The organism is Actinotignum sp. usb-actsch-213, assembly GCF_059085665.1.
The window spans coordinates 64,991-76,750 of sequence record NZ_JBHNSQ010000027.1 but is presented as its reverse complement, the minus strand read 5'-3'; the positions used below and the strand labels follow the sequence as shown (position 1 = coordinate 76,750).

Sequence of the window (11,760 nt, the reverse complement as noted above, 5' to 3'; positions counted from 1 at the left end):
CCTAGTAACTCTCGTGGCCGTTTTCCCCGGTCACGATGGCGACCGAGTTCGACGATCCCACCAGGGCCGCTCCGGCCCGGATCAAAGATAGTGCATGGTCAAAGGTGGAGATACCACCTGATCCCTTGATGAGAACGCCCGCGGGTGCCAGGCTTTTCAAGAACTTAATGGATGCGACGCTCGCCTTTTCTACCGAACCGGACGACGCATTTTTGAGATACTTCACACCAGCTTCCACGGAAAGTTCCACCGCGGCGCGGCGTTCGTCCTCGGTGAGGAGCGGCAGTTCGAGCATCACCTTAACGGGCACACCCGCGGCGACGACGCCGGCAATATCCTCGCGGAACTTGTCATATTCGCCGTCTTTAAGCCATCCGATCTGCACCCCGATATCAATCTGGGTAGCGCCGGCCTTCACCAAAGCTTCGGCTTCCGCGGCTTTCCCGGCCAAAGTCATCACCCCGGTAGTCGGAAAATCAAGAGCGGATGCCACTTCAATCCCGGTTCCTTCCAAAACCTTCGCGGTAATAGGCACCTGAGATCCAGCGACCATAGCCGCGTTGAATCCATATTCGATGGCCTGCTCGGCGTGGCGGATCGATTCGGCCCGCGTGGTTCCGGTCTTAATGAGGGTATGTTGGATATACGGAGCTAAATCGCGCGGGTTCGTAATATTTTCCGGCGCGATACGCGTAGTTTTTTCCATTATTTATCCTTCCGTTCGGATTGTTATGAGTTTCGTGGAAGTACGACGGCGCAGCGTTCGGCACCGAAGCGGGTATGAAGATCATCAATGCTGGGTATACCCGGCAGCACTCCTTCTTTTTCTACGGTAAGTGCGCCGGCGCAATTCGCGAAGCGAGCCGCCTCCACCGGTCCGGCCCCGCAGGTCAGCGCCGCCGCGAGTGCCGCATTCGTGGCATCCCCCGCCCCGGTGGTATCCACAACAGCGCGCGGCTTCTCAGCTGAAATTTTCTCCGCCCTGCCCCCGCTTTCGCACACATAGCAACCCGCTGCTCCGTGAGTGAGCACCACGGTGCACTCCAGAGCTCGGGCGATACGCGCAGCTTTCTCTTGGGGTGGGAGGGCAGCGAGCGCAGGAGCGGCGGCGGCGTTCCCCAACATCTGCAAAAGCGCAACCGCTTCCGTTTCGTTCGGCGTGATGACATCGACCTGCCGCAACACATGTTCGGGTAGGCGCGGCACCGGAGCCGGGTTGAGGATGACGCGCGCTCCGGCCGCGCGCCCAAAGGTGATGGCTCGGGCCACGCTGGCCGCGGGAATTTCGCAGGAGATGAGAACGGTGTCCACACTCTCGAAAATCGCGGCATGCGCGCCGATATCCGCCGGGCTGAGCTGGTCTAAGACCCCGTTGGCTAGAATAATCCGATTTTCTCCGGTGGCATCCGTAATAATCGCACCAACCATAGTCACGCCTTCTTTGGTAACGACGGCGGAGGCGTCCACACCCTCGGCCGCCCACATCTCACGTGCGGCGTGCGCGTACCAATCCGAACCGACAGCGGTGAGTAAGCTGACCGGGATACCTAGCCGAGCTACCCCGACTGCCTGGTTCGATGCTTTGCCGCCGTGTTCCTGGCTGAAGCGCGCCCCGGAAATGGTTTCTCCATCCGCGGGCGGGCGCGCGGTGAAAAACGACAGGCCGACGCCGTAGCCGCCGACAACAAGTATTCGCATTGCTCCCCCTCGAACTCGTGCGTTAAGGCGAGGGTAGCAGTGTGAACAAGCATATACAAGTAGGTACAGCTAGTGGACAAGTTTAGACCGGTAGCGGGGTGCGGTGCACGATGGAGTGAATCCGCAGGCGATCCGGGCGAATCCAGATCCGCGAAGTTTCTACCGGACGGTCGGAGGCGTCGTAGGTTACTTGCTTCATATCGATAAGCGGGAAACCGTGCGGAATTCCGAGGATACGCGCAAGATTGCGATCCGCCCCGGTGGCCGAAATGGTGCGGCTGCCGTGCGAGAGGGCGATGCCGAGACCATTTTCCAGAGTGCCGAAGAGGGAATTTTCCGCGTAATCCTGCTTGACGAGGATGGCACGTTCCGCGCACAGCGGGGGGAGAACCACCCAATTATCAAGGAGCGTGATGGAGCCTTCGGCATCGCCGCGCATGCGGCGCAGGTGGAAAATGCTGCCATCAACTCCCAGCGCAGCCGCAATCGGCGGCGGGGCAGGAATGACTTCCTGGGCGAGCACCCGGGTGGTGTAGTCAATGCCGCGCTGCTCAAGTTCTTCGGCGAGGGTGGTGAGGGAGGAGGTGAGCGGCGAGCGCACAATATCGTGGGCGATGAACGTGCCGCGCCCACGCACCCGCACCAGCAGGCCTTCGTCGATGAGCTGGTCCACGGCTTTACGCAGGGTCCCCCGGGCCACATTGAGCTGTTCGGCGAGGGTGATTTCCATGGGAAGCTGGTCACCGCGCCGCCACGCACCGGTACTCACTTGTTCACGCATCCAGGTGGCGAGCTGCCGAAAAATCGGAGTGGGGGCATTGCGGTCAAGGCCCGGGGACTCGGTGTGCATGGTTCCTCACCATCGCTTCCTGGACGTCTATGTTCGGCTCTATGTTCGGATCCGGGCTGCTTTGCCCGGCATCTCTAGGGTACCGCACGGCCTGGGAGGGCGCTGGAAAGTACCTGATGGTGGGCTGGCGGGCGGGAGTGCGCCGGGGCGTGAGGCGCGGGTGCGAGGCGCGGGTGCGAGCGGATTCGGAACGCGAGGCGCGGGCGGCGCCGGAGACGGTATATTCTTTCCGAGCTGTACCGCGTATGTACCACAAACGCAGTACATTCCCGTCGCCGCCTTCACGCGCCGAGGTTTCCGAAGGCCACCACGTGCACGCCATCGGGACGGGTGTAACTGAGGCCCGATCCGGTCACCACCACGAGGAGCGGATCGGTGCTTTTCACATACCGCCGCGCGAACCGCTGTAAATTCGCGGCTGCTCCATCAATAATGCTCGGAACCGAGCCGAGTTTTACTTCTACCAGCGCCGTACGCCCACCAACGTCCAGGATGCCATCCACTTCCAGCCCGTCAGCGCCGCGGCCGTGATAAATATCGGTACGAGCCAGGTAGCGCAGATCGTGCACAACCTGGGATTCGAAAAGCTGCCCGAAAAACTCCAGGTCGTCCAGGAGTTCGCGCTCGCTTGCGTGCAATGCGGCGACGGCAAGCGCCGGATCGGCCAGGTGATGCTTGGGCGCTTCTCGGAGCGGCGCTGCGGAGCGAAGATGCGCGCGCCAGGCTGGCTGCGGCGTCGTAATAAAAATACGCTGCAAAGAATCGAGGTAGTCACGCACCGAATCGCGCGCCAGGCCGGTATCGCGCGCCAGGGCGCTGACGGACATTTCCGTTGCGGTTCCGCGCGCGAGGGAGGTGAGGAGAGCCGCGACGCGCTGCGGGTCACGATATGTATTGTCCGGAATTCTAATGTCGACGGCGCAGACAGTCTCCAGATAATCACGATTATTAGCACGAGCTTGTTCCGTGCTGAGCTCGAGGTTGCCCGGCCAGCCCCCGTGCGCGATGCGCTGGGCGATATCCGGAACGGTGAGGGAGGAGGAGGCCGGAGTTATCGCAGCTCCGGGCGGTAATTGCGCGAGCTCACGCAGGGAGACGGCGCTGTCACTGTGCCCGGTTTCCGCGAAGGTCATAGTTCCCATCACGAGGCGCGCGAACCGCCCCGCACCGCTATGGCGGGCGGCGCCCTCGCCGGGAGCGGTGGAACCAGTAAAAATGAACTGGCCCGGGCGGTGGCGCCGATCAATTTCATGCCGGGCGAGATCCCATAGCACCGGGTAAACCTGCCATTCGTCCACAAGCCGCGGGGTATCGCCCTCGAGGACAAGCTGCGGGAGCACCGCTAATTGCTGTTCGAGCTGCGGATCGATATCCGCCTGGATCGCACTCTTGGCATACCGGCGGGCCGTCTCCGTTTTCCCGCAACCCTTAGGCCCGGTCACGAGCACACCACCGGCGCGCGCAAGGGCGTCCTCCAGCTCGCTATCGGCCAGCCTGGGCCGGTAAGAGACACTTTCCTGAGCCATATCGCCCGCTTTCATTTTCCCTGATATTTCGCGCTTTTAGGGCGGAGTCGTCAGTTTATGGACCATACAGTCGTCAGTTTATGGACCATACAGTCGTCAGTTTATCGGAAATCGAGTCGTCAGTTTGTGGGGATTTCAGTCGTCAGTTTGTGGAGCGCGGGCGATCCCATTGAAGATATCCTTGGATATAGCGACCTTAGCACTTGCTTCACAACGTTGTAGGAGAGGTAAGTTATGAACACATCCACGGTGGACATCCGCTTCGAACCTTGGGAACTTGAGTCAATTCAGGCGCACGCCAATACGCTGGGCCAAAGCGTTTCGAATTTCCCGTAGGATTACTCGCGAAGACCCCGAAACGATCACCAGCCTCGGCTGAATCGCCGGGGTTACGTTTATCCCGAATAGGCCTCTGGCTTGGTCTTCCGGCTTCACAGAATGTACATTTCGGACCTGACGAGCCGCAAAATGTACATCAGGAACATAAAACCCGCTGAAAACTGTCACCCACGCACATTTTGCTGGCGGCCTAAAGGCCAAGCATGAAAGGAAAACCTGGTGGAGCTAAGGGGACTCGAACCCCTAACCCCCTGCTTGCAAAGCAGGTGCGCTACCAATTGCGCCATAGCCCCTAAGATTCCGGCGCGGGATCCGGAACGTGGTGCCAACGAGAATGCTCATCCATCACGTGCACCAGGGCAGCGACAGCACAACATCCAGCAGCAAGTGAGCCGAGGAAGAAACCAACCCGTTTCATAAGCCTCCTCGTAACCGTGGGCCTAGATGGACTCGAACCATCGACCTCAGTCTTATCAGGACTGCGCTCTAACCAACTGAGCTATAGGCCCGGTGACCACATGAGTTTACACCGGCGAGCCGCTGTTTCCAAATCGTTTTGCTTGCGGTTCGCGTCACACCGGTCCGATGGCGTGCTCAAACACTGTTGTCACACCCGGGAACCCACACCCCCATTCGCGCGTTTTCCCGCACCCGCACGCGCATTTTCTACAACGACGCCGGCGCCGGCGAAGCCGGCGCGCCCGGCCGGCACGTGGCTAGCTCAGCCGCAGCAGGGGCGGGTGGCTGGTGGCCAGTAACTAAGCCAACCGCAGCAGCCGGCGCAGCGGCACCCCAATCCAGGGAGTCACCAAGCGGATGGCCGGGCCGGTGAGCACCGCAGCCGCGAGGGTGCCTTCTCGCACGCCCACGAGCTCCCCGAGCATCGCGAGCGACAATGCGCTGGCCAGAACAACCAGGGCGGCGTCGTTATAGACCTTAATGGCGCCGAAATTAGTCCAGCGATGCACGCCGAAGCGGCGCACTGTTTTCCGGTAGATTGCGATCACCACGCCTTCGCCGGCGTTGACAATCGCCCCGGAGCTCACCTCCACGCAGATTCCTACCGCGAGCACCGCCACCCCGCCCAGGCAGAGCAGCCACTGCTGCGGGTAGCTCGAATACGTGATCTGACCGAGGATCGCGCCAGCCGCTTCGATACCCGTGGCCATAAGTACAGCCATGGGTAATTGTAGAAATTCCAGCGGCGGAAATTCCCGGCGCAGCAAGGCCACCTGGATAACAATGAACACCACGTGCATACACCCGGTCAGGGTGCCCACCGAGATCGGCGTGATGCGCGAGACCACGTAGGGGAGCGAAGAAATGGGGGAGGTACCCAGGTCAGAAGCGATAGCCAGCTGGATACCGAAGCCCATAATGAATAGGCCCAGGGCCAGCACAAGGTAGCGGATAACCCACAGCCACCACGGGACGCGCGCCCTACTCATCGGTGACTGTCAGGCGCAGTCCTCCCACCAGAGCAGCGAAAAGATTGTAGATAAGTGCCGCGATCGCGGAGAGCGCGGTCAGAAGCACAATATGGATAATCCCCACCAGCACAGCGAAAGCCATCCAGCGGCCAAATTCCATGTATTCACCCACCCGCAGCAATTCTTCATTGCCAAGGGTGTCAAAAAGATCCGACATTTGGGAGAACACGTGCATGCCGTCCAGCACGAACCAGATAAGCATCATCGCGATGACAATCATGATGCCAATCGCCACGGACAGCAGGAAGCCGATTTTCATGGCGGACATCGGCTCCACCTTGGCGATAGTCATCCGAATCCGGCGGATGCCCACGGTTTGCTTCGCGGGAGCAGCACCTTCCGGAGCGGATACCCGCGGGTAGGCGCTCGCCCGCTGCCCGGTAGCAGCCGGGCGCCCCGCCCCGGCGGCTGACCCGCTGGCGCCCCGGGGCGGGGCGCCAGCTGCGCCGTCGTACCGCGGAGACGAATGCGCAGGTGCGGAAGCAACGGCCGGACCGCTGTGGCCCTCCGCGGCCATCGGCATGGCGCCACGCACCCGGGTTGCCTCCAATCCCGCGGCATCACGCCCGCGGCCGGGCTGATGTTCCGGAGTGTGTTGTGTATCTGTCATCTCAGTTCTCCCAGGTTTCCGCGGCCGGTGCCGTAGGTTCCTCCGGTTGCGTAGCCGCCGTAGGTTCCGCCGATTCCGATTCGGTAGCCGGTTCCTCCGCTGCCGCCTGCTCGCCGGCGGCGGGGACCTCATCTTCTTCTATCTCCACCTCAGCATTACGCGCGACAGCAATAATTCTGTCACCCTTATCGGGCCGCACGAACGTAACGCCCTGGGTGTTGCGGCCGGTGAGCGACACTTCATCAACCGCGGCGCGCATCACCTTGCCCGATTCCATAATAGCGAGCACTTCGTCACCGCTGGACACCATGAGCGCGCCCACCAGATCCCCGCGGGCTTCGGTCAGCTTCGCCACCTTAATACCCATACCGGCACGCCCCTGCACCCGGTATTCATCCGCGCTGGTCCGCTTGGCAAAGCCCTGTTCCGTCATCACGAAAACCTGGGAATCATCATGTACAACGTCCATGGTCAGCAACGAATCATCCCCGCGGAATTTCATGCCCGTCACCCCGGAAGCCGCCCGGCCCATCGGCCGCAGCGATTCCGCATTCGCCGTGAAACGCAAAGACATCCCGTGGCGGGAGACGAGCAGCAGGTCATCGGCATCATCCACGAGGGAGGCGGCTACCACCTCGTCGCTGCTCCCATCCGCCAGCTCGCGCAGCTTAATCGCAATCAAACCGCCCGAGCGCGGGGAATCGTAATCCTGGAGCGGGGTCTTCTTCACCAGCCCGGACTTTGTGGCGAGTACCAGATACTTCGCGTCGTCGTAACTGCGAATCGAACGCACCGCCGCGATGGTTTCGCCGGGCTGGAAGGCCAGTAGATTCGCCACGTGCTGGCCCTTAGCGTCACGCCCACCTTCGGGAAGTTCGTAACCCTTGAGACGGTAGACCCGCCCGAGGTTCGTGAAGAACAAATGCCAATCGTGGGTAGAAGCAATCCCGAAATGATCGACCACGTCGTCTACGCGCAGCGAAGCCCCGCGAATACCCTTACCGCCGCGATGCTGGGCGCGGTATTCACTCACCTTGGTGCGCTTGACGTAACCCGAGCGCGTGACTGTGACCACCACGTCTTCTTCGGGGATGAGGTCTTCCACGCTCATCTCCCCGTCATAGGGGAGGATGGTGGTGCGCCGGTCATCGCCGTACTTATCGGTAATGGCCTGCAGCTCTTCAGAAATAATGGAACGCTGGCGATCCTCCGAAGCCAAAATACCGCGGTAGTCCTCCACGAGGGCCCGCTTTTCTTCGTATTCGTCCAGGATCTTCTGGCGTTCCAGTGCGGCCAGGCGGCGCAGCTGCATTTCCAGAATCGCATTGGCCTGGTCCTCATCAATATCGAGGAGCTCCATGAGGCCGGTGCGAGCCACATCCACGGTGGCCGAAGCACGAATCAGCGCAATAACTTCGTCAAGAGCATCGAGAGCCTTGAGGTAACCCTCGAGGATATGCATGCGCTTGAGGGCTTCGTTGAGGCGGTATTCGGTGCGCCGGCGGATCACATCCATCTGGTGCGCGACCCAGTGCCGTACGAAACCATCGAGGGAAAGCGTACGCGGCACCCCGTCCACCAGGGCCAACATATTCGCCGGGAAATTATTTTGCAGTTGCGTGTGCTTGTAGAGATTATTGAGGACCACCTTCGGTACCGCGTCGCGTTTAAGAACGACGACGATACGCTGGCCGGCCCGCCCCGAAGTTTCATCACGGATATCAGCAATACCCGGGAGGCGGCCATCCTTAATACCCTCCACCATTTTGTCCAGCAAGCGATCCGGATTGACCTGGTAGGGCAGATCGGTGATGACCAGGCAGGTGCGGCCGCCGATCTCATCCACTTCCACCACCGCACGCTGGGTGATGGACCCGCGCCCGGTCCGGTAAGCATCCTCGATACCGCGAGTCCCCAGGATCGTTGCCCCGGTGGGGAAATCCGGGCCCTTGATGCGGCGCATGAGCTCGCCCAGGAGTTCTTCGCGGGAAGTATCCGGGTGGGCGAGGTACCACTGCACGCCGTCATTCACTTCGCGCAGGTTATGCGGTGGGATGCGGGTGGCCATGCCCACCGCGATACCTTCGGAGCCGTTTACCAAGAGATTCGGGAAACGGGAGGTGAGGATGGTCGGTTCCATGAGCGAGCCATCGTAATTCGGCTCGAAATCAACCGTATTTTCCTTGATATCCCGTACCATTTCCAAGGCGAGGGGAGCCATCCGCGCTTCCGTGTACCGCGGGGCAGCCGCACCCAGATCACCGGACGTACCGAAATTACCCTGCCCGGACACCAGCGGGTAGCGCATGGACCACGGTTGGGCCAGGCGCACCATGGTGTCGTAAATGGCGGCATCACCGTGCGGGTGGTAGTGCCCCATAACATCGCCCACGATTTTCGCTGACTTGGAGAAGGAGGAATCGGGCCGGTATCCGCCGTCGTACATCGCGTAGATAACGCGCCGATGCACGGGCTTGAGGCCATCGCGCACGTCCGGCAGCGCGCGGCCCACAATAACGGACATGGCGTAATCGAGGTAGGAACTCTCCATTTCGCGCTGGAGATCCACCTCCATAATCGCGCCGTGATTATACGTGGACGTCGTTTCGCTTTCGCTCATAATGATGACAAATCCTAGATATCGAGGAAGCGCACGTCGTGCGCATTACGTTGAATGAAGCCGCGGCGAGAATCCACATCTTCGCCCATGAGAACACTGAAGGTTTCGTCTGTTGCGGCGGCCTCCCCGATGGAGACCTGCTTGAGGGTGCGGAATTCCGGATTCATGGTGGTATCCCACAGTTCTTCCGCGTTCATTTCGCCCAGACCCTTATAGCGCTGGATACGCTGCGATTCTTCGCGGGGCAGCCGCCAACCCTTGTCTTTGCCTTCTTCGAGCACATCATCGCGTTCCCGATCCGAGAACACGTAGGAATGCGGGGCATTCGTCCATTTGATGCGGTAGAGCGGGGGCATAGCCAGGAAAACATGCCCAGCTTCGATAAGCGGACGCATGTAGCGGTACACCAGAGTGAGCAGGAGCGTTGCAATATGCGAGCCGTCCACATCCGCATCCGCCATGAAAATGATCTTGTGATAGCGCAGCTTATCAATATCGAATTCATCACCGATACCGGTGCCGAAAGCGGTGATAAGCGATTGGATAGTATCCGAGGAAAGCGCCCGATCCAGGCGGGCCTTTTCCACGTTAAGGATCTTGCCGCGGATGGGCATAATCGCCTGGTGTTCCGGATCGCGCCCGTTCACGGCGCTACCACCGGCGGAATCACCTTCCACAATGAAGATTTCGCATTCTTCGGGTTTATTCGAGGTGCAATCCTTAAGCTTGCCTGGCATCGAGGCGGATTCCAGCACAGATTTGCGGCGGGTCGCTTCCCGGGCTTTGCGGGCGGCCGCGCGGGCGGCAAAAGCCTGGGTACCCTTGCGAATAATTTCTTTGGCATCCGCCGGGTGTGAATCAAGCCAATCACTGAGCTGGGTGTACATCTGCTGCTGCACGAAGGTGCGCGCTTCGGTATTCCCGAGCTTGGTTTTGGTCTGGCCTTCGAACTGGGGATTACCCAGTTTTACGGAGATCACCGCGGTGAGGCCTTCACGCACATCATCACCGGAAAGATTCGGGTCCTTATCTTTGAGGAGCCCGTGTTCGCGCGCGTACTTATTAATCACCGAGGTGAGTGCGGAGCGGAAACCTTCTTCGTGCATTCCACCTTCGGTGGTGTTAATCGTATTGGCGAAGGTATTGACCGATTCGGAATAGGCCGAGGTCCACTGCATGGCCACTTCCACTTCGATCTGTTTCTCATCATCTTCAGCTTCGAAGTAGATGATGTCGTTATTGATGATCTCCGACTTTTTCATCGAGTTGAGGAACTTGACGTAGTCGAGCAACCCGCCGGAATAGCAATAGGACACTTCGCGCCGGGCCGGAACTTCCGCCGCGGTTTCACCTTCGACCCCGGTGACTTCATCGCCTTCCGAGGTGGCGGAGGTGCGCTCATCAATGAGGTTAATGCGCAAATTCTTATTGAGGAAAGCCATCTGGTGGAAACGCTTACGCAGCGTTTCGAAATCATAATCCGTAGTTTCGAAAATATCCGGATTGGCCCAGAAAGTCTGGGTAGTTCCTGTTTCGGTGGTTTCTTCCCCGCGTTCCAGTTCCCGGGTGGGAACCCCGTTTTCATAGGCGATCCGCCACACATAACCATCGCGCTTGACAATAGTTTCCATGCGGGTAGATAGTGCGTTCACCACGGACACACCCACACCGTGGAGGCCACCGGATACCGCGTAGCCGCCCTGGCCGAATTTACCGCCGGCGTGCAGCACGGTCATGACCACTTCCACCGCGGGACGCCCTTCGGTGGGGTGCATATCCACGGGGATACCGCGCCCGTTATCTTCCACGCGGACCCCACCATCCTCACGCAGGGTCACCGTGATGGTATCCGCGTAGCCGGCCAGCGCTTCGTCAACGGAATTATCCACAACTTCGTAGACCAGGTGGTGCAAACCACGCTCCCCGGTAGAGCCGATATACATACCGGGGCGTTTGCGCACCGCCTCAAGGCCTTCGAGGACGGTAATATTCGATGCATCATAAGATTGATCGGGGGATACTTCGCCGACGTGATGCGCAGGGCTCTGCTGAACCGGGCGCTGTTCCGGCTCGGGATGACTCGTTGTTTCCGACACGCGCGGAACACTCCTTCAGGCTAACTCTCAAAAATGGGCCTCTCCCGCGTTAACCGCCGTTCTGGTAGGTACCTACGCTGGAGAGTCCCTCGTCTATTCTAGCCTATAAGCAGCTATGAAACTGAGACGGAGGACCGCTGTGCTGGAGATGTCCGAGCAAGAATTCGAAGAGGCGGTGGCCGATGCCATCGATCTGCTGCCCGAGGCTTTTCTTGCTTCCCTTCCCAATGTGGTGTTTTTAGTGGAAGAAGAACCCGAGCCGGATATGCTCCGCCCGGAGGATTACGACGAGGACGGCTTACCCGCGGTGCTCGGTTTTTACGACGGGGTAGCGCTCACCGAGCGCGGGGATGACGCCGGCTTACTTCCCGACCGCATCTTTATTTTCCGCGGCCCGCTTATGCGCTGGTGCGAAACTCGCGAAGAATTAGTGGAGGAAATCGGGGTCACTATTATCCACGAGGTTGGGCATTTTTACGGTTTGGACGACGACGCCCTGCATGCCCTGGGCTGGGAATAGCCAGCATCGGT

Annotated in this window: 10 protein-coding genes and 2 tRNA genes; 1 reads left to right on the top strand and 11 read right to left on the bottom strand. The window is 59.9% G+C overall.

The genetic code is table 11. The features are described 5' to 3' along the window. Nucleotide 1 precedes the first annotated feature (1 nt). The 11 genes from deoC to gyrB form a co-directional block, all read right to left on the bottom strand. The gene (gene deoC / locus AC5RK6_RS02360) at nucleotides 2-706 is read right to left on the bottom strand and encodes a deoxyribose-phosphate aldolase (protein WP_320757913.1); all 705 of its coding nucleotides are present in this window, start codon (nucleotides 704-706) and stop codon (nucleotides 2-4) included. Nucleotides 707-729: 23 nt separating this feature from the next. Further along, nucleotides 730-1,698 carry a ribokinase gene (locus AC5RK6_RS02355; RefSeq protein WP_320757912.1) on the bottom strand — a complete coding sequence of 323 codons (969 nt, stop codon included), beginning with the start codon at nucleotides 1,696-1,698 and terminating at the stop codon, nucleotides 730-732. A gap of 82 nt (nucleotides 1,699-1,780) precedes the next feature. Continuing rightward, nucleotides 1,781-2,548: a GntR family transcriptional regulator gene (locus AC5RK6_RS02350; RefSeq protein ID WP_320757911.1), complete on the bottom strand. Its 768-nt coding sequence runs from the start codon at nucleotides 2,546-2,548 to the stop codon at nucleotides 1,781-1,783. A gap of 281 nt (nucleotides 2,549-2,829) precedes the next feature. Further along, the gene (locus AC5RK6_RS02345; protein ID WP_320757910.1) at nucleotides 2,830-4,074 is read right to left on the bottom strand and encodes an ATP-binding protein; all 1,245 of its coding nucleotides are present in this window, start codon (nucleotides 4,072-4,074) and stop codon (nucleotides 2,830-2,832) included. Between the two features lie 556 nt (nucleotides 4,075-4,630). Then, nucleotides 4,631-4,706 (bottom strand) — tRNA-Ala (locus AC5RK6_RS02340). Beyond that, complete coding sequence (locus AC5RK6_RS02335) at nucleotides 4,706-4,831, bottom strand: hypothetical protein (RefSeq protein WP_257960159.1); 126 nt, start codon at nucleotides 4,829-4,831, stop codon at nucleotides 4,706-4,708. Before AC5RK6_RS02335 ends, AC5RK6_RS02340 begins: the two co-directional genes overlap by 1 nt. A gap of 17 nt (nucleotides 4,832-4,848) precedes the next feature. Next, a tRNA-Ile gene (locus AC5RK6_RS02330) sits at nucleotides 4,849-4,922 on the bottom strand. A 249-nt stretch (nucleotides 4,923-5,171) separates the two neighbouring features. Continuing rightward, nucleotides 5,172-5,861, bottom strand: coding sequence for a YczE/YyaS/YitT family protein (locus tag AC5RK6_RS02325; RefSeq protein ID WP_320757909.1), 690 nt, complete (start codon nucleotides 5,859-5,861; stop codon nucleotides 5,172-5,174). Next, on the bottom strand, nucleotides 5,854-6,513 hold the full coding sequence (locus tag AC5RK6_RS02320; RefSeq protein WP_435730772.1) for a DUF3566 domain-containing protein: 660 nt from the start codon (nucleotides 6,511-6,513) through the stop codon (nucleotides 5,854-5,856). The genes AC5RK6_RS02325 and AC5RK6_RS02320 overlap by 8 nt, the downstream gene beginning before the upstream one ends. A gap of 1 nt (nucleotide 6,514) precedes the next feature. Continuing rightward, on the bottom strand, nucleotides 6,515-9,133 hold the full coding sequence (gene gyrA, locus AC5RK6_RS02315) for a DNA gyrase subunit A (RefSeq protein ID WP_320757397.1): 2,619 nt from the start codon (nucleotides 9,131-9,133) through the stop codon (nucleotides 6,515-6,517). A 14-nt stretch (nucleotides 9,134-9,147) separates the two neighbouring features. After that, entirely contained in the window at nucleotides 9,148-11,229 is a 2,082-nt protein-coding gene (gyrB, locus tag AC5RK6_RS02310) for a DNA topoisomerase (ATP-hydrolyzing) subunit B (protein WP_284901285.1), read from the bottom strand. A gap of 148 nt (nucleotides 11,230-11,377) precedes the next feature. Here gyrB and AC5RK6_RS02305 point away from each other — a divergent pair, with 148 nt between their 5' ends. After that, nucleotides 11,378-11,749, top strand: a complete 372-nt coding sequence (locus tag AC5RK6_RS02305; RefSeq protein WP_231366691.1) for a metallopeptidase family protein — start codon at nucleotides 11,378-11,380, stop codon at nucleotides 11,747-11,749. Nucleotides 11,750-11,760: the final 11 nt, after the last annotated feature.